This window comes from Streptomyces sp. 2A115, assembly GCF_052245575.1.
Lineage (GTDB): Bacteria > Actinomycetota > Actinomycetes > Streptomycetales > Streptomycetaceae > Streptomyces.
Map to the genome: position 1 here is coordinate 19,624 of NZ_JBQQCG010000086.1, position 17,571 is coordinate 37,194.

The 17,571-nt window shown below is 67.7% G+C and carries 15 protein-coding genes and 2 pseudogenes; 12 read left to right on the forward strand and 5 right to left on the reverse strand.

Features of this window, described 5'->3' with window-relative positions; translation table 11 throughout:
* The first annotated feature begins 4 nt into the window (after positions 1–4).
* Both ACTWQR_RS45100 and ACTWQR_RS45105 read left to right on the forward strand, forming a co-directional pair.
* Complete coding sequence (locus tag ACTWQR_RS45100; protein WP_443233118.1) at positions 5–1,060, forward strand: DNA polymerase Y family protein; 1,056 nt, start codon at positions 5–7, stop codon at positions 1,058–1,060.
* A gap of 74 nt (positions 1,061–1,134) precedes the next feature.
* On the forward strand, positions 1,135–2,373 hold the full coding sequence (locus tag ACTWQR_RS45105) for an RNA-guided endonuclease InsQ/TnpB family protein (RefSeq protein WP_443233119.1): 1,239 nt from the start codon (positions 1,135–1,137) through the stop codon (positions 2,371–2,373).
* A gap of 117 nt (positions 2,374–2,490) precedes the next feature.
* Here ACTWQR_RS45105 and ACTWQR_RS45110 read toward each other — a convergent pair whose 3' ends face one another.
* Positions 2,491–2,694, reverse strand: a complete 204-nt coding sequence (locus ACTWQR_RS45110) for a hypothetical protein (protein WP_443233120.1) — start codon at positions 2,692–2,694, stop codon at positions 2,491–2,493.
* 241 nt (positions 2,695–2,935) lie between these two features.
* Between ACTWQR_RS45110 and ACTWQR_RS45115 the strand changes: the two are divergent.
* Positions 2,936–3,184: pseudogene (locus tag ACTWQR_RS45115) on the forward strand (DUF6207 family protein).
* Between the two features lie 130 nt (positions 3,185–3,314).
* Here ACTWQR_RS45115 and ACTWQR_RS45120 read toward each other — a convergent pair.
* Positions 3,315–3,467 (reverse strand): hypothetical protein, encoded by a 153-nt coding sequence (locus tag ACTWQR_RS45120; RefSeq protein ID WP_443233121.1) that lies wholly within the window; start codon positions 3,465–3,467, stop codon positions 3,315–3,317.
* Positions 3,468–3,995: 528 nt separating this feature from the next.
* Here ACTWQR_RS45120 and ACTWQR_RS45125 point away from each other — a divergent pair.
* The 6 genes and pseudogenes from ACTWQR_RS45125 to ACTWQR_RS45150 form a co-directional block, all read left to right on the forward strand.
* Positions 3,996–4,328 carry a hypothetical protein gene (locus ACTWQR_RS45125; RefSeq protein WP_443233122.1) on the forward strand — a complete coding sequence of 111 codons (333 nt, stop codon included), beginning with the start codon at positions 3,996–3,998 and terminating at the stop codon, positions 4,326–4,328.
* A 457-nt stretch (positions 4,329–4,785) separates the two neighbouring features.
* The gene (locus ACTWQR_RS45130; protein WP_443233123.1) at positions 4,786–7,779 is read left to right on the forward strand and encodes an ATP-binding protein; all 2,994 of its coding nucleotides are present in this window, start codon (positions 4,786–4,788) and stop codon (positions 7,777–7,779) included.
* Positions 7,780–7,816: 37 nt separating this feature from the next.
* The gene (locus tag ACTWQR_RS45135; RefSeq protein ID WP_443233124.1) at positions 7,817–8,404 is read left to right on the forward strand and encodes a hypothetical protein; all 588 of its coding nucleotides are present in this window, start codon (positions 7,817–7,819) and stop codon (positions 8,402–8,404) included.
* Between the two features lie 320 nt (positions 8,405–8,724).
* Entirely contained in the window at positions 8,725–8,982 is a 258-nt protein-coding gene (locus tag ACTWQR_RS45140; protein ID WP_443233125.1) for a transposase domain-containing protein, read from the forward strand.
* A 163-nt stretch (positions 8,983–9,145) separates the two neighbouring features.
* Positions 9,146–10,372, forward strand: coding sequence for a transposase (locus ACTWQR_RS45145; RefSeq protein WP_443233126.1), 1,227 nt, complete (start codon positions 9,146–9,148; stop codon positions 10,370–10,372).
* A gap of 351 nt (positions 10,373–10,723) precedes the next feature.
* Positions 10,724–11,377: pseudogene (locus ACTWQR_RS45150) on the forward strand (hypothetical protein); the annotation flags it as partial.
* A gap of 8 nt (positions 11,378–11,385) precedes the next feature.
* On the opposite strand, the gene ACTWQR_RS45155 reads toward ACTWQR_RS45150, so the two are convergent.
* On the reverse strand, positions 11,386–11,898 hold the full coding sequence (locus ACTWQR_RS45155) for a hypothetical protein (protein ID WP_443233127.1): 513 nt from the start codon (positions 11,896–11,898) through the stop codon (positions 11,386–11,388).
* Positions 11,899–12,829: 931 nt separating this feature from the next.
* On the opposite strand from ACTWQR_RS45155, the gene ACTWQR_RS45160 reads away from it, so the two are divergent.
* The gene (locus ACTWQR_RS45160) at positions 12,830–13,195 is read left to right on the forward strand and encodes a WD40 repeat domain-containing protein (protein ID WP_443233148.1); all 366 of its coding nucleotides are present in this window, start codon (positions 12,830–12,832) and stop codon (positions 13,193–13,195) included.
* A 173-nt stretch (positions 13,196–13,368) separates the two neighbouring features.
* On the opposite strand, the gene ACTWQR_RS45165 is transcribed toward ACTWQR_RS45160, so the two are convergent.
* The gene (locus tag ACTWQR_RS45165) at positions 13,369–13,716 is read right to left on the reverse strand and encodes a hypothetical protein (RefSeq protein WP_443233128.1); all 348 of its coding nucleotides are present in this window, start codon (positions 13,714–13,716) and stop codon (positions 13,369–13,371) included.
* 174 nt (positions 13,717–13,890) lie between these two features.
* Positions 13,891–14,145, reverse strand: coding sequence for a hypothetical protein (locus ACTWQR_RS45170; protein WP_443233129.1), 255 nt, complete (start codon positions 14,143–14,145; stop codon positions 13,891–13,893).
* A 775-nt stretch (positions 14,146–14,920) separates the two neighbouring features.
* Between ACTWQR_RS45170 and ACTWQR_RS45175 the strand changes: the two genes are divergently transcribed.
* Together ACTWQR_RS45175 and ACTWQR_RS45180 are read left to right on the forward strand one after the other, a co-directional pair.
* Positions 14,921–16,357, forward strand: coding sequence for a carboxylesterase family protein (locus ACTWQR_RS45175; protein WP_443233130.1), 1,437 nt, complete (start codon positions 14,921–14,923; stop codon positions 16,355–16,357).
* Positions 16,358–16,486: 129 nt separating this feature from the next.
* Entirely contained in the window at positions 16,487–17,509 is a 1,023-nt protein-coding gene (locus ACTWQR_RS45180; RefSeq protein ID WP_443233131.1) for an alcohol dehydrogenase catalytic domain-containing protein, read from the forward strand.
* Positions 17,510–17,571 lie beyond the last annotated feature (62 nt).

Sequence of the window (17,571 nt, forward strand, 5' to 3'; positions counted from 1 at the left end):
CACGATGAGCGGCCGCCATATCCTTCACCTTCGCTTCCACGTCCCGGCCGGCCACGACGCCGACCTCCCCAAGCGGCTGCGCCGGTTGCTGGAAGACATCACGCCCCGCGTGCAGATGATCGAGCCGGACTCGGCTGCTCTCAACCTCACCGGAGCGATCCCGTACTGGAAGCGGGACGCTCGCGGCTTGACCGAGGTGGTCCAGTTGCGCGCGCTCGCCCACTTCGGCCTGCGCAGCTCGGCGGGTTGCGCGCCCAACCGGATGCTCGCCGCGATGGCCTGCGCCCTCACCCCGCCCGTGCAGCGCACCGTCATCGACGACTCCCCCGAGGCGATCGCCACCTTCCTGCACCCCCGCCCGGTCCGGGAGCTGCCCGGCGTGGGAGCGAAAATCGCCGCGACGCTCGGCGAGTACGGCCTGCACACCGTCGGCGACGTCGCCGATGTCCCCCAACTCACGCTGCAACGGCTCCTCGGCGCCCGGGCCGGCCGCGCCCTCCACGAACATGCCCAGGGCCGCGACACCACGATCGTCGAACCCGCCCCGGCACCGAAGACCATCAGCACCGAGCACCACTTCGCCCGCGACGAACTCGACCCGGCCCAGCACCGGCGCGCCCTGCTCGCCCTCACCGACGACCTCGGCGCCCGCCTCCGTCACACCGGCCAGATCGCGAGCGGCTTGACCTGCACGATCCACTACGCCGACCAGAGCTCCACCCGCCGCAGCCGCGCCCTGCCCGAAGCGAGCCAGCACACCGTGCTCCTCGCCCGCGCGGCGTACGCGGTCTACGAATCCCTCGGACTCCAGCGCGCCCGGGTCCGCAGCATCGCGCTGCGCGCCGACGCCCTTCGCCCGGACGACCGCGCCACCCGGCAGCTCACCCTCGACGGCGGTGACGACAAGCCCCTCGCGATCGAAGCCGTCGCCGATCGCGCCCGCGCCCGCTACGGGCACCAGGTGCTCTACCCCGCCGCCCTCGCCATCAGCTCTCCTCCCCCGTCAGCCCGACGCCGGGACCGGGCGGTTTCCCAGAGGGCGGGCGAGGAACCGGTATGACCCGAGCGGCGAAGTTCGCTGTGTCGTCAGTGGATCGTTCTAGAGTGATCACACCATTTGGGGAGGGTGTTCTCATGCTGTCCGGTCGTAGGTATCGGCTTGAACTGACGACCGACCAGGCCGCGCAGTGCCAGGAGTTTGCGGACATCTGCCGGGCGGTGTGGAACACCGGCCTCGAACAGCGGCGGGAGTACCGGCGGCGCGGCGGGTGGATGAACTACGTCCCGCAGTGCGCAGAACTGGCTGAGGCGAAGCGCGAGAACGAGTGGCTGCAAGCTGCGCCCTCGCACATCCTCCAGCAGACGCTGAAGGACCTGGACAAGGCATGCCGGACGCATGGCACCTTCAAGGTCCGCTGGCGTGCCAAGGCCCGCTGGTCCCCCTCGTTCCGGTTCCCCGACGCCAAGCAAATCCAAGTGGAGCGGCTGAACCGTAGGTGGGGCAGGGCCAAACTGCCCAAGCTGGGGTGGGTCGTCTTTCGCTGGACTCGGTATCCGGGCGGGGAGATCCGCTCGGCCACGGTCTCCCGCAAGGCCGGGCATTGGTACGTGTCGTTCCTCGTCGAGGACGGCGTCCTCACCCCGGAGCACCACTCAGGCACGCCAGTCGGCATCGACCGGGGTGTTGCCGTCGCGGCCACTACGAGCACCGGTCGTTTCCACGACCGAGAGTTCGCCACGGCCGGGGAGAAGAATCGCTACCGCCGGTTACAGCAGCGCCTCGCTCGCTCGAAGAAGGGCTCGGCGAACCGGCGCAAGACCAGCACCGCGATGAATCGGGTCATGGGCCGGGTCACCGACCGGCGCGCCGACTTCACCGCGTGGACGGCGAACCGCCTCACTGCCCGGCACTCCGTCGTGGCCCTGGAAGACCTGCGCACGAAGAACATGACGACGTCGGCCAAGGGCACCAAGGAACAACCGGGCAGCTGGGTACGGCAGAAGGCCGGGCTGAACGGCGCGATCCTCGACAAGGGATGGCACCGCATGGAACTGGCCATCCGCAACGCAGCCCGGTCAACAGGCACCGAGGTGGTATTGGTCAACCCCGCGTACACGTCGCAGACGTGCAACCGGTGCAGGCACGTGGACGCGAAGAGCCGCAAGAGCCAAGCGGTCTTCGTGTGCACGTCTTGCGGCCACCGGGATCACGCTGACGTGAACGCCGCGAAGAACATCCTCAGCGCCGCAGGGCATGCGGTGCCAGCCTGTGGAGACCTCGGCACTGGCCGGTCCATGAAGCAGGAACCAGCGGTCCCGCGAGGTGCACCGCGCCAACTGGCCTTCGAGCTGGTTGAAATCCCCCGGCATTAGCCGAGGGGAGGAAGCCAACTATGTCTTCGACGCGATCGCGGACGAGTGCCCGCACCCGCGCGGACTGCTTCCAGGTCGCCGACAACGTCCTCGAAGTCCTCCCCCAGCGCGGGCTCCTCAGGCCAGAGGCAGCTCATCGAGCGGCCGCCCGCGGTCGGTCTGTGCTGCCAGCAGAGCGGCCACGTCCGGACCGCGCGTGAAGACGGGGCCGTCCCAGTAGGCCGGGACCGCCACGGGCGTGAGGCACACCTCGGCGCCGTGGACGCGCGCGGCGTCGAAGAGGGACTGCAGCATCTGCATCGAGCGCTCCGAGGCGGGCATGCCACATCTGGGTTTCCGGCTTGTACGTTGCGATCCGGGCGGAGCCTGCCAGCTGCTCCTGCCATTGAGGATCGGCGGCCGCGGCTGTCCGTATGGTGGCCTCCAACACCCACGCGTTGTCACGGGAGTTCGGCAAACTGATCAGGTCTTGACGGTAGTCGCCGCCACTGACAATTCCTCCGGTCGGGTGAATCCGGAGCCTGCGGAGAACCTCGCCGTGCACGAACACGTACTGACAGACGTGGACCCGATCCGAGAAACGCATCTGTCCGAGCCCGGCCTGCTGGTTGTCGACGTGGCTGGTTTGGATGACGCCACCGTGTTCGCCTTCCAGAACGCGATCGCCTCTACCTGAGCGACCTCGAACGACGACCGCACCATCCGGGATGTCGGCCAGCCCGGCGTGCGGCTGCGTCTGTACGTCGATCTGCGGCAGGTCCTCGCTCAGACGCCTGTGCAGGAGCGGCCGCTGGCCACCGGCACGGAATGAGGCCTGGTCCGCCACCACGGGGGGAGTGACGGACCAGCCTGAGGTCCACCGTGCCGCACCCGTCCCCCGACGGGTGCGGACTGCGGGTGAAGTCGTCGCGGAATGGCGCACTTTCGTTCGAGCAGGCGCGCTAAAGGCGGGCTCGCAGCAGGGCGAGGACGGCGGCCGCGTACGCGCGGGATCGGTCCCAGACGGCAAAGTAGTCGGTCTGCAGCTGGTCGAACTCCTCGTCCCGGCCGGGCCGTGTGGCGTCTCTGCAGGCGCTCAGGACCACTGCTCGCATGGCGTTCGGGGCCCGTACAGCGCCCCCGTGATGCGTGCCAACTTGCCGGTGCAACGCAACGGGTGTGTGCTGGAGGGGGTGGATGCGCTGCGGCAGGCTCGGATAGCACGAGAGGTCCGCATGGGCAGTACATGGATCTGTGAGAACTGCGGAGGCCAGGCCGCCGTCGGCGCCCGCATGTGTACCCACTGTGGTCACGCATTCCATGCGTGGGGGCCGGACGGCAGCACCGAGGCCCCTGGGTCTGCTCCTGCCCCGCCCTCATCACCTCCGGTCCCGCCCACACCGCCAGATGGCGACTTCCTCGGCGGCGGCGCGTGGGACCCATCCCCTCAGCCGCCGATCGGGCCATCGCAACGTGAGCCACCCCCGGCACCACCCCAGGATCCCCGGCAGGGTCCGTGGCAGGCGGCTCAGCCCGGCGCCCACAGGTCGATCCACGAGATCGGTCGCGGCGAGGCCGTCGAGGGCATGGTGCGAGGCGTCCAGACGAGGACCGAGCAGCGTAGCGAAACCCAGTCCGTGTGGATGTTCCGGCTGGAGCGCTACGACAATTCCGGAAAGCGCGTGATGCTCGTACCCGTCGAGATGCGAGGCATCGGCTTCGAGGGGTCGATCCACGACGGTGACTGGGCACGCGTGAGCGGTCGCATACGCGCCGGAACGCTGCATGCGAAGCGCCTTCACAACGTGACGACGGGCGCCGACGTCAGGGCCACACGGACGCCGAAGTGGCAATTGATCCTCGCCAGTGTCTTCATCTGCATCGTCGTGGCGATCATCCTCTTGGGGTGGATAGGTATTTTCGCCGGCGAACCCGCGGGTCCGCCTGACGACTGGCCTCCCGAGGACTTCCCGTGAGCGACGACCTGACAGCGGCAAGCCTGGACCACCTACCCTCTCCCATCGGTGCTGTCGTGAGGGAGAGAGAGGAGGACAGAAAGGGCAGTCGATGGGGTGGCGCCGATGATTGGGTACCCCAGTTGCGGCACCCAGGCCGACTCGGCGGCGGATCGCTTCTTCCGGTGCTAGGGCACGCCTTGACCATCTCTTCGAACAGCGGATTCCGCGCCTCACAGCCTGCCTCAGGCGACAACGGCGCGTCTGAGACCGTACGTGGCGAACTCCACTGCCGCTTAAGCCGACCTCCGGAGCCTCCCCGCCGCTCTCCCCGGGAAGTGGGTGAGCCGCTGTGGCGATAGAAGGTCTGACAGCGGAAGACGTCGACTACATTCAGCGAACCGGTTTCAGGCCGCCACCCGCCGACCCGCAGGCGCGCCTCACCCAGTCCCCGAGCGACCTCCGCAGGCTTCTCCGGGTGAACGGAATCGGACGGAGAGGAGGGAAAGCAGAAATTTTCGAATGGTCCAGGAATGCGAACTGGCGAGAGACGGAAGGCCCGCTGACCCGAGATCTTCTGGTCGGTCTCAACCAGTACAAAGTGCCTATCGGATTCATGGTCACCGGGGAACCGGGCCGCGTAGAAATTCATATGGGTACCTGGCTGCCCGCAGGCGGCTCGCCGGACTCCGTGAGGGAGAACGAGCGGCTCGTGGAATTGTCCTTGCGAGCGCTGTACTCGGCGGTCGATGTCACTCCGGAAGCGGCGGTGCTCGGTCGTCACTGGGAGCGCGGCGGGCTGGCCGTCGGTGTGCCGACCTTCAAACCGCCCGACGCCTTCGACGGCGTTCTGCCGCTCGACCGGCTGATCCGCTCACTCGCGGGCTCGCGCTGGGCTGTACTTGTGCTCGCCCAACCTATTAGCGAGTCGCTGGTGCGGAATCTTCGCCTGCAATTGATTAACGAACAGCGCTCGGTACAGACCGCGGCCAAACTCGAAGGCATTCCGAGCCCACTCGCGGAAACCTATGTCAACCTGCTCGACCACCAACTCGCGGCGCTCACCGACGGTCAGGCGACCGGCGCCTGGCGTACCGCTGTGTACCTTCTCGGCGATGCTGGCAGCTACCGGCCGTTGGCAAGCCTTTGGCGCGGCATCTTCTCCGGCCAGCATTCCCTGCCCGAACCGGTCCAGGTCTGGGACCGGGACGACGTACCGGCGCTGACCTCGTCCTGGGCGATGCCCGACCCGGTGGGCGACACCTTGGCTCCCGGGCGCTACCGGCACCCGTTCCAGCACCAGACCCTCCTGACATCGTCGCAACTGGCCACGTACGTACACCTGCCCAACGCGGAGACCGCCGGGTTCTGCATCACACAGGTGCCAGAGTTTGACGTCGTGGCGCAACCGGCGGACAGCGGCACGCTCGCCTTGGGCTCAGTGGTCGAGCGACAGCGGGTGACGACGACGCCGTACGGCGTCTCGCGCGGCAAGCTGACGCGCCATGCGTTCGTCACCGGAGTTACGGGCTCGGGCAAGACAAACACAGTGTTCGAGCTGCTGCGTCAGCTCACCCGTGCCGATGTCCCGTTCCTGGTCGTCGAGCCGGCGAAGACGGAGTATCGGGTCCTCATGCACAATGACGAACTGGCTGGCAAACTCCAGGTTTTCAGCCTCGGGCGGGAGCAGGTCGCTCCCTTCCGGATGAATCCTTTCGAGGTTCCGGAGGGAACGGAGGTCGGTGTTCACCTCGATCTGCTGCGTTCCGTGTTCCACGCTAGTTTCGGAATGTGGACGCCGCTTCCGCAGGTGCTCGAAGTCTGTCTGCATGACGTCTACACCGACCGCGGCTGGGACGTGACCTACGGCACCAACAGGCGCCTCGATGACGCGTCCGATCGCTCGACCGCATTTCCCACCCTCACGGATCTTGTGCACAAGATTGAGGAAGTGGTCCCTCAACTAGGTTACGAGGCCGAGGTCACCGGCAATATCCGGGCAGCCCTGCGCACGCGCGTCAACAGTCTGCGCACGGGTGGGAAAGGCCGGATGCTGGATATCCGCCGGTCCCTCCCGATCGAGCACCTACTGGAACGCCCGACTGTGCTTGAGCTCGAAGGCATGGGGGATGACGACGACAAGGCTTTTATGATCGGCCTGTTGATGATCCGGCTGGCCGAACACCGGCGGGCCCAGGGCGATATCGAGGGACTTCTCCATCTGCTGGTCATCGAGGAAGCCCACCGTCTGCTCGCCAATACGGCGGGGCGCCGCGGCCAGGAGGGCGAGGCCGACGTCCGTGGCAAGGCCGTGGAGACGTTCACCAACCTGCTGTCCGAGATCAGAGCCTACGGTCAAGGCGTCGTGGTCGTCGATCAGATACCAACCAAGATCGCCCTGGACGTTCTGAAGAACACCAACCTCAAGGTGGCACACAGAATCGTCGCCGGCGACGACCGCGAAGTTCTCGGGGCGACGATGGCGATGACGCCCGAACAGGAAACCGCCCTCGCCACACTGCCGGTAGGGAGAGCGGCCGTATTCACCGATGGTGAAGACGCGCCGTTGCTTCTCCAAGTGCCACCGATGAAGGGCGGATCCGGTACCTGGCCCACGGACACCGTCGTCAGGGACTACATGGCGCGCCACGGCCCGGCCCCAGGTGGCGCGCCGCCGACGGCAGATTGCGACCGTAGGTGTCTGACCGCTCCCCCGGCCTGTGACGCGGCCCGTGCCCTCGTCCAAGACCCGGGGGTCATGCGCATGTTCTCCCGAGTCGTCTTCTCGGCCGCGCAGACACCCGGCGGTCTGCACCGGTGCTGGGCGGACCTGCTGGCCGTGACGGCGCCCAAACTACCGGCCTGGTTGGACGATAATGCCGTGGTGGACTGCCTGATCCGGCACGGTGCCCGCCGGCTGGCCGAGACACGCGGTGCCCGCGAGGGCTGGACGTACGCACAGGGCGACGCCGTCGCCGCCGCGATCGATACCGCACTGTCCGGCCACGTGAACGGCCGCGACACCAGCGACGACGTCAGGTCACTGCGTCAGCTGCTGGTCATGCTGCAAGGCGGCTCTCCCGGCCCCTTCTTGTGCTGCTCCCGAATCTGGCGGGACAGCTCCGGGCCGTGCCTGTGCGCCGGCCCCGTTGCCGAGCTGGTGGAAGCGGGTGGGTTCGACAAAGCCTGGGCCAAAGCTCGGGACACCGACCGTGCCGACGGCAGCGGCGGCCGCCCCGCGGTGTGGGAGGTCTGCCAGGACGCCGCCTACCAGCTGACCGAGTTTCCCTCGGATGACCAGGACCCTTCCCTGACCGCTCAGGTGAGGGACATCGCCTGCCGCACCGCGCTCTGCTTCGCCCAGCGCATGCTGGCGGCCGAGGAATGGGCGCACCCCGCGACCGAACGCAGCGTTATGGACAGACTCTTCAGCGTAGCGGGCTGGAATCAGCAGGACCAGGAACAACAGTAAAAGACCCCGCCGAGGATCAACACGGAAGGAAGACGGCATGGGCGGACCGCAAGGAGAACCCGGCGGGGACATAGCAACCGACCGCAAGGAGCGCACATTTGACCCGCAGTCCGGAACCGAGACGGAGAGAACCGAGCACACCGTCGAGCACCGTGACGGTTCAGAGGACAGAACCTGGGACGAGAAAACCACCGACTCCAGTGGGAACGTTGTCTCGGAGTCGCATGGCTCAATCCATGAAAACAGCCCAGAAGAGGGTGGGGGCTACAGCAGAACCGAGTCCGTCACGGACCACCAGACGGGCGAAACCATCGTGACGACGACGACCGTCGACGGAAACGGCGACGGGACCAGACACACCACCATCGTCGACCAGAAGGGCGACACTGTACCCGGCAGCGACAAAATAGAAGAAATCAAGGGGGAGGGGAAATTCGGGGAGGATGACGATTTTTCGCAGGCCGAAGGTTCCGGCGATTCAAATGCCACCGCCGAATCTGATGCCGGGACGGAAGGCACCGGCGGCAGCAAAACCGGTGATTTCGGAATCAGGGATGCCGGCGGGGGCGACAGCGGTGGCCGGACGCCGGACACCGAGAGGTCGGAGGGGCACAGCAGGGCATGACACTGCGGCGGATGCGATATGGATCTGCTGCATCGCCGTCGCCGCGCCCTTCTGCGCGGACTTCGGCAGCGTTCGTGACATTCCGGGTCTCGAATTTGAGCGGGGTGGAGGTGTTATTGATCCGAAACGGTAGGTGTTCTGGGTCGTTGATCCCAGTGTGAGTGAACTGGTGGGGGACGCACGGCAGGGGCCTTGACCCAAGGCCGGGTAGTTAACGTTTTTGCAGGTCACGCAAGCCAGTTGAAGGATTTCCGACGCAGAGCAACGGAGCTCGTTGGTACAGGCAGTCGTCCAAGACAGCTTGCACTTGAGGAGCTCCGTTGCCGTTTCATCATGTCCTGCCGGCCCGGGTGATGGCCATCACCCGTACGGTCACAGTGGCCGCGGGCCGGTTCGCGCCCGGGCATCTGGGCGAGCTGACGGCCGTCGTGCCGTTCGAGCTGGTTGACGCGGTCCTGGCAGAGACTCGCCCGGTGCAGAGACGGCTGCGTGATCTTCCTTCGCGGGTCGGGATCTACTTCCTGCTCTCGATGTGTCTGTTCCCTGAAGTCGGCTACCGGCTCGTCTGGGACAGCTGACGGCCGGGCTGGCCGAGGTGCCGGTGGCCTCCCCGACGCCGAAGGCTCTGCGTGATCTGCGCCGACGACTGGGCAGCGCGCCGGTGCGCGGTTATTCGAGGTTCTCGCGGGGCCTGTGGCCCGGCCGACGACACCCGGTGTGCGGTTCGGGCCGTACCGGACTGTGTCATTCGACGGCTGCAGTTCCCAGAAGGTACCCGACTCCGGGCGAAACAGGGCCTGGCTGGGGCGAACCTCCCATCACGGCTATCCCACGCTGGAGTTGATGACGCTGGTCGAGACCGGCACACGGGCCTTGCTCGGCGCGGTGTTCGGGCCCACCGCCGAGGGCGAGACCAGCTACGCCTCGCGCCTGCTGCATCTGCTGCATCTGCTGCGGCCGGACATGCTCGTCCTGTGGGACAAGGGCTTCGACGGCAACGACTTCCTCGCCTCCGTCACCGCGACCCGCGCCCAGTTCCTGGGTCGACTCCGCAGCAACCGGCGTACCCCCGTTCTCACACGTCTCGCCGACGGCTCATACCTGTCGGTGATCGCCGCCCAGAAGGTACGTGTAATCGACGCGAACATCACGGTGACCTGCGCGGACGGCACCGTCTTCACCGGCTCTTACCGGCTGGTCACCACCTTGACCGACGCCGGCCGCTACCCGGCAGCCGTGCTGGTGGGCCTCTACCACCAGCGGTGGGAACACGAATCTGCGTACCACGCGCTCCGCCACACGATCATGAACGGGCGTGTCCTGCGCTCGGGCGACCCGGCCGGCGTCGAACAGGAGATGTGGGCCCTGCTCACCCTCTACCAGGCCCTACGCACCATGATGGTCGAGGCCGCCGAGTCGCTGCCTGGCACCGATCCGGACCGCTGCTGTTTCACCATCGCCCTCCAGACCGCCCGCGATCAGGTCGTCCAGGCCGCCGCCGTCATCACCGACCCCGCCGATGTCGGTCGCGTCGGGCTGATCGGGCACCGGATCCTGACCCGTCTGCTGCCGCCCCGACGGCAGCGCGTCAGCACCCGCAAGGTCAAGTCACCGATGTCCCGTTACAGCACCCGCCATGACGACGGCAGACCCGACACCAGCCGCACCATCACCGGCCTCGACATCAGCGTCCTTGAACCTCGCGAACCACACCCTCAACTCCCCGCCATCTCCCGCGACGACCGGAACACCGCCCTCGCCGACCGCCGCCGTCACCGGATCCTTGCCCTGCTCGAGAAGGACCCCACCCGCCTCTGGCGCCCCCGTGACATCGCTTCTCACTTCGGCGACATCACCATGGAGACCATGTATCGGCAGCTCTCCAGATGGGCCGAGACCGGCCTCATCCACAAACTCGGCCCCGGCCTCTACGCCGCCACGGCATGGACCCCAACACCCCCTGCGTGACCTGCAAAAACGTTAACTACCCGGCCTTGGGTCAAGGCCCGAACAGAGGTCAGAAAATTCTGACCTCCCGACAGCGCGCCATCGGAAGCTACCCCGACCACGGCGTCTGCGACGGACGTGAAGTCGCTGGCCTTCACTTACTCAACTGCATGGAAGCAACATCCAGCACGAGAGGCCCGCTCGATCACGGTGCTGGTGTCGTCGGCGGTTCGGCCCGGTCACGTCAGCGATGACAAGTAGGTTGTGACCGTCTTTCCGTGACAGCTACATCTGAATGAGGATGCGGGCTCTCAGAAGTGTGAAGGAGGCCCGGCCGTACGTCTGACGCTTGATCGTTTTGATTCTGTTGATGTGCCCCTCCGCTGCGCCCGAGCTGAGGACAGGCTGAGGTCGGCGGTGACGGCTGCGAGGTCCTGGCGGACAGAATCAGCGAACACCGCCGCCCGGCGCCGGCTGCGCACCGGGGTGCGAACCGTGCTGGGCGACTCCTGGGCCACGTACGAGAAGTACACCGCCCCCCTCAGCGTCGGCTTCATGGTGCAGCCCGGCCATCACTACGGGCCGAGCGTCGACGGCTACGAGTACAGCCCTCGGGCACGTACCACTTCGCCGACCGGGACGGCGTGGGCGTCGACCGCAGCCGCGCCACCGGAACCGGGTACACGGGCCCGTACGCGAAACCATGGGCCGAGACGTACGAGTCACCGCAGACCTTCCCCGACGATCTGCTCCTCTTCTTCCACCACGTGCCGTACAAGCACGTCCTGCACAGCGGGAAGACCCATCCAGCACATCTACGACACACACTACGAGGGAGTCGAGGAGGCCGAGGCCGCGAAGGAGGTGTGGTCCTCCCTCGCGGGCCTGGTGTCACCCACCTGGCACGCACGGGTGACGGAGCGCTACGAGGAGCAGCTGCGCTCGGCCCGCGAGTGGCCGGACCAGGTGAACAGCTACTTCCTGCGCAAGTCCGGGATGCCGGACCGGCAGGGGCGCCGGATTCACCGAGCCGGTCAGGCGGTGCCGATCAACTGGAGGATCAGGTCGTCGAGATCGGCGTCGTCATATACGTTCATCTTCACCTTGTCGCCCTCGTCGGCGTTGAGCGTGATCGTCCGGTAATCCATCACCGCATCGGTGCCGGCCACGCTCCAGGAGCCGTAGTTGACATAGCCGCCGCCGTCGTCGACCAAGACCTGGACGTAGAACGTGTCCCTGTCGTTCTTGGTGTCATAGATCCAAAGCTTCTGCTGGTACGGATGGAACTCGACCTTGCCGACGAACCAGCCGTCGTAATACATCTCGGCCTTCTGGGCGTAGCCGCCTGCGTCGTAGCGAAAGTAGGTGTTGTCGAATGGGTCGGTGAGCTCCCCGCCGCTGCACGGACAGGTGTCGGTGTCCCGGGCCATGCTGTCCCAAGCTGGATCGGGAACGTATGCCTGCGCGGGCACCGCACTGCCGATCAGCGCCGTCGTCAGCGTCACCACTCCCGCTGCGAGCCCCGCCGCTTTGGTCCTGAAACTCACGGTGTTCCTCCAGTTGACTAATCGTTACGCGATGCTGCTGTCGGAGCCAAAGTCGCTCTCGCCGCTGCCGTCGTAGAGCCAGAAGCTGACTCCGACGCCCTCGGGCAAGTCGAAGTCCTTTCCCTTCACGCGTCTCCCCCTCAAACGGACGCGTCGGCCGCCGAAGGGTGGCGACGTCAGAAGTGTGCGGGGTGGGGGACCGACGCGGTACCTCAAACTTTGCAGGGTCATGCCAGGCGCAGCACGGCGACTCCCAGGGGTTCGAGGGTGAGGGGTCGCCGGGCTCGGACGAGCTGCGCACCCGCTGTGTGAACGCCGGCCTCCTGCGGCATGGGCCCAGCGTTCGACTGTCTTCGGGTGGATGCCGAGCAGGTCGGCGATGACCATGGGCGGCAGGTCTACCAGGGCGTCCATCATGGCGGTGTTCCGAGCCGCGCGGGCAGGCAGACCATGGTGTCTCAGGGTGTCGGCCGGGCCGAGGGGGTTTCGCGGGCGTCCAGGGCTCTGGCCAGGCAAGAGGTACCTAGGCCCGGCCGTGGCGCCATGCCGCGGCGTGCTGTGCCGGAGCTGATCGTCGATGAGACGGACGAGCTTCGGCGGGAGCACGAAGGGGTGCTGGCTGACGGGTCAGGTAGGGTCCCGTGGCTCAGTCACGGGACCGAGGCGTTGTCGTGGTGTGTGGGCGGTGGTCACCGGATGAGGGTGCGCAGGACGGGGATGCTGCCGCCGGCGCTGGCCATTCCGGCGATGACAGCGGCTGCTACGGGGACGCCGGTGAGTGCGGTCAGGCCACCGATGACGAGGCCGATGACGACGGCGGTGAGCAGGATGACGGTGGTGCTCCGCCGTTGACGAATCGCTCAGCGAACCAACCGAACACTCCTCAGTCCCGTCTTCCACGGCAATCACCTCTAGTACCACCTATGCCTCCATTGGCGCCCCTCTCACCGGCCACACCGGCCGGGTCTGGGCGGTGGCTTTCTCCCTCGACGGACGCCTCCTCGCCACCACCGGCGACGATAGGACGGTGCGGCTGTGGGACCCCGCCACCCACACCCCCATCGGCGAACCCCACACCGACCACACCGGCCCGGTCTACTCGGTGGCCTTCTCCCCCGACGGCCACCTCCTCGCCACCGCCAGCACCGACGGGACGGTGCGGCTGTGGGACCCCGCCACCCACACCCCCATCGGCGAACCCCACACCGACCACACCGACGGGGTCTTGTCGGTGGCCTTCTCCCCCGACGGCCACCTCCTCGCCACCGCCAGCAGCGACAGGACGGTGCGGCTGTGAACGACTCTCCCGGTACCGGACTAGAGCTGCCCAACTGGGATTCGTCCGGGGGACGTCTGCCCGCTTGCCCAATTGGGCAAGAATGATCTTGCGCGCAATGTGAGTCCGCCCCGGAAAGCAAAAAACGCCTCGGTCCCGTGACTGGGTCACGGGACCGAGGCGCTGTCGTGACGTCAGACGGGGTGGGCGTAGCGGACCGGCTTGCCGAGGGAGCGCGCGTACTCGATCTCGCGGCGGGTGCTGGCGCCGATGTAGCCGCCCGGGTTGACCACGAGGACTTCGTCGGCGAGGTCGATCTTCCGCAGGTGCAGGTCGTCCAGGACCCGCTTGAGCCGGTCGGCTTGGGCGGGGTTGGCCCACAGCGGGTGGGGCTGCTTCAGGTTGCAGCCGGGTGCGAGGACGATCCGGCCGGCCGCCGTCTCGTACACGGTGGCTTCGGCGAACTGCTCCCAGTACCTGGTCGATCCGCACAGGACAACGATCGGCGGGCGGGAAGTGGTGCTGACGCTCTGGTGACGCACGTGGGTCCTTCCATGAGTTGGCGGGGAGCCGGGACAGCTGGGCTTCGGGGGCCTGCGGCCGCCGTGGCGGTCACTGGGTGGTGGGGCTGCTCGCGTCGGCGGCCGCCGCTTGGCGGGCGCTCGCCTCCAATTCGGTGTGGCGCTGCTGGAGTTGGTCGATGGCCGTGTGGTCGGTCAGGGCCGCTGGATCAGGTCGCGCTGGTATTCCATGCCGGCGAAGAAGCCCGCGTGGTAGCGGCACTGGTCCTGGGCTTCGTCGCAGGCCGGGCAGTCGAGGGTTTCGGCTGCGCCCCGGTCGCAGGGGGCGAGCCCGGCGACGGCCTGGTCGGTGAGGAAAGCGCTGCGGCGGGTCCAGAGGTCGGCGTTGCTGAACGCGGTGGCCAGCATCCGTGCGCGCAGGCGGGCGAGTGGGATGGTGCCTTCCGGCATGAAGTGCTCTCCTTCAAGTGATGGAGTAATAGCGCCCGGTGGGCGCAGATGGCGCTGCGGGCGGCCGGAGCCTGTGTCGACGGCCGCCCGCAGGCAGGGGAAGAGACCCCGGCTTGAAACCGGGCGCAATGACGTTGGTCAGCGGGTGACGAGGGCGGCCTTGTGCTCCTGGCGGTGCGCGGCGGCCGCGGGCTCGGCAAGGACGCGGACGTGGTGCGGGTCGCCGACGTCGCCCACTGGTGGAGTGTCGGTATTCGAGGGTTGCAGTATTCGCGCGGAGGGCGAGCACTCCCACACCCGGTCGCGGTGACAAGGCGTACAGCTCTCACCGCAGCGGGCACTGTCTGCGCGAAGACGCCGGATCAAGAAGAAGAGACCGACCTCTTGCGGTGAACCCGCGCCGACGCCCGCGCTCCGGTGCGGGCCTTCGTCCGCTGCCACCGCGCAGTACGGGCCCTTGCCGGCAGCGGAAATGCCGCGGCAGAAGGCTCACCGGCGCTAGGACGTTCACGGCGCCGGTACGGCGCAATGTGCTGAATCACCCCGAGGAGATCGAGCCGACGCCGTTCGCCGACGATCCGGCCGTCTGCCAGGTAGGAGAAGTTCCCGGCCTGCACCGAGATCTTGTTGCCGAAGTGTCAGCTGATGACCACCAGGTGACCGCCATCCGCCGGGCGCTTTGTCGGATCGCAGGAAACGATGGGAGACGTCACCGCTCGCAACCAGCTGCCGACACTCCGCGCGAAACACCCGAACCGCGCTGGAAGGACACGTCATGACCGCGACCGCGCCCAAGGCTCCGACTGCACCAGGGGTGCGGTCCTGGTGGGGGATCCCGTACGCCACCGCCGAGCGATACCGCCGCCCCGTGGTCGCAGGCTTCGATCCGGGCCTCCCCTATGACCGCAAGGGCGTCGTCTCTGTCCAGCCCGACAGCGGCGACTGGCTCGAAGCGGACAGCGGGATGGGCGAGGACTGCCTGAACCTGAACGTGTGGGCCCCCGAGCAGCCGGCCGACAAGGCGCTCCCGGTGGCCGTGTACATCCATGGCGGCGGATTCGAGTACGGCGCTAACACGCAGACCACCTCGAACGCCGCCGGTCTCGCCGCGTCGGGGCGCGTGGTGGGTGTGTCGGTCAACTACCGGCTCGGCGCCCTGGGTGCGCTCTCGCTCTCGCAATACGGCGGGCGGCTCGCCGAGGCCAGCAACCTTTTCCTGCAGGACGTCATCGCCGCGCTGACCTGGGTCAAGCGGAACATCGCCCACTTCGGCGGCGACCCCGACCAGGTCACGGTCTACGGCCACAGCGCCGGTGCCTACTCCACCTTCGGTCTGCTCGGCGCCTCCTCCGCCGACGGCCTGTACCGGCGCCTGGCCGGGTTCTCCGGCGGGCCCGCTCGTAGCGTCTCGGCCTGGTGGGCCGAGGAGCTCGCGCACCTGTTCGTCACCGAGCTCGGCGCAGCGGACAACCCGGAGAAGCTGCTCGACCTCGACGCGGTCTCTCTGAGGGACGCCCTGCGCAAGGTCGCCCCGACGGACCTCGGAGTCCGCGGCGGGGTGGACAACAAGGCCACCGGCGTCGTCCTGGACATCGGGCAGCCCGGCGCGGTGGTGCATGCCCATCCCATGGACGTCCTGGCCTCGGGCGCGCACCGTGATGTCGACGTGCTGCTGAGCATGGCGAGTGACGACATGGGGTGGTGGGTGGCGAACGACCGGGACCGGTTCGACCCGCACACCCTCGACCGCGTCGTCGACGAGGTCGCGGGGTGGCGTATTTCCCGCTCCCGCGCGCAGAAGATCGTCGATGCCTACGACCAGGGCGGCCGTACCCCGGCCGAGGTCCGCGCCGCGGCTATGGCGGACTACCTCTTCGCGCTCCCGGCCGCCCGCGGCGCTCTGGCGCACGCCGCGGCGGGCGGCAACGCCCATCTGCTGATGATCGGGCCGGCCGAGGGTGCGCCCGCGGTGCACGGCACCGAGATGTACGCCCTCGTCGGGCAGGAACAGCCGGGCCGCAGCGCCGAACAGGCCGAGCGTGACACGCGGATCCGCGACATCGTGCTCGACTTCGTCACCGGTGAGCAGACCCGGCTGTGGCCCGCTGTCACGGACCGGCCCATCTCGGGAAGCGTCGGCAATCCGCCCTTCGAGGCCACCGCTCACTACCAGCAGGCCCTCGACCTGTGGGAGGGCATCGACCGCCCCTGACGGTCACCGCGCGATCCCGAGATGCAGAACGGCGCAGGGTCACCACTGAATGATCACCCGGGCACCTGTGCCTGGAGCCCCGGCTCCGTTTTCACATTCCCGGGGGACGAACAGAACAAGGAGCTCGGCATGAGCCAATCGACAGCAGCCGGCGGCGCCGTACCGGCGACGATGCGGGCCGTCGTCGTCACCAGGCCCGGCGGCCTCGACGCACTGGAGATCAAGGATGTACCGGTGCCGGTCCGCAAGCCCGGCTGGGTGCGGATCAAGGTGAAGGCGTTCGGCGTCAACGAGTCCGAGGTCACCACCCGCAAGGGCGAGTCGGACGCGGTGGTCACCTACCCGCGCGTGCCCGGCATCGAGGGCGTCGGCGTGGTCGACGAGGCCGACGAGGACAGCGGGCTGCGGCCAGGACAGCAGGTGGCCACGATGATGGGCGGCATGGGCCGCTCGTACGACGGCGCGTACGCCCAGTACGTCACCGTCCCCGCCGGGCAGGTCATCCCGTTCGAGACCAGACTGCCGTGGGACGTCGTCGGCGCGCTGCCCGAGATGTTCCAGACCGCCTACGGATCCCTGACCCGCGGCCTGGACCTCAAGGCCGGGCAGACGCTGCTGATCCGCGGCGGCACCTCCACGGTCGGGCTGAGCGCGGCCACCATCGCGAAGGACCTCGGCGCTACCGTCATCTCCACCACCCGCAGCCCCGGCCGGGCCGGGGAACTGCGGGCTGCGGGCGTTGACCATCCCCTCGTCGACAACGGCACCCTCGCCGACCAGGTGCTCGAGCTGATCCCGGACGGCGTCGACGCCGCCCTGGAACTGGTCGGCTGCTCGGTCCTCCCCGACACCCTCCGCACCGTCCGCCGGCACGGCACCGTCTGCTTCACCGGAGCCCTGGCAGGCCAGTGGTCCATCCCGGACTTCACCCCGTTCATGATCCCCTTCGGGGTACGCCTGACCTCCTACGGCGGTCAGGCCGCCGACCTGCCGGCCGACGTCTTCGCCCACCAGCTCCAGGCCATCGCCGCCGGACGCCTCAACGTCCCGGTCGCGAAGGTCTACCACGGCCTGAAACAAGTCCGAGACGCCCAGGCCGACCTCGAATCCGGCACCACGCCGGGCAAGCACGTCATCGTCCTTGACGACTGAAAGAGACACATCCCCTGGTTCGCCGACAGGCACCGGCTGGGGCATGCACAAAGAAGAGGGAG

Bases quoted from the DNA above. Each gene is read 5' to 3' on its own strand.
- ACTWQR_RS45175 (WP_443233130.1), top strand. From the start codon at position 14,921: ATGACCGCGACCGCGCCCAAGGCTCCGACTGCACCAGGGGTGCGGTCC.
- ACTWQR_RS45125 (WP_443233122.1), top strand. From the start codon at position 3,996: ATGTTCCGGCTGGAGCGCTACGACAATTCCGGAAAGCGCGTGATGCTC.
- ACTWQR_RS45120 (WP_443233121.1), bottom strand. From the start codon at position 3,467: ATGCGAGCAGTGGTCCTGAGCGCCTGCAGAGACGCCACACGGCCCGGC.
- ACTWQR_RS45180 (WP_443233131.1), top strand. From the start codon at position 16,487: ATGAGCCAATCGACAGCAGCCGGCGGCGCCGTACCGGCGACGATGCGG.
- ACTWQR_RS45110 (WP_443233120.1), bottom strand. From the start codon at position 2,694: ATGCCCGCCTCGGAGCGCTCGATGCAGATGCTGCAGTCCCTCTTCGAC.
- ACTWQR_RS45100 (WP_443233118.1), top strand. From the start codon at position 5: ATGAGCGGCCGCCATATCCTTCACCTTCGCTTCCACGTCCCGGCCGGC.
- ACTWQR_RS45170 (WP_443233129.1), bottom strand. From the start codon at position 14,145: ATGCCGGAAGGCACCATCCCACTCGCCCGCCTGCGCGCACGGATGCTG.
- ACTWQR_RS45135 (WP_443233124.1), top strand. From the start codon at position 7,817: ATGGGCGGACCGCAAGGAGAACCCGGCGGGGACATAGCAACCGACCGC.
- ACTWQR_RS45105 (WP_443233119.1), top strand. From the start codon at position 1,135: ATGCTGTCCGGTCGTAGGTATCGGCTTGAACTGACGACCGACCAGGCC.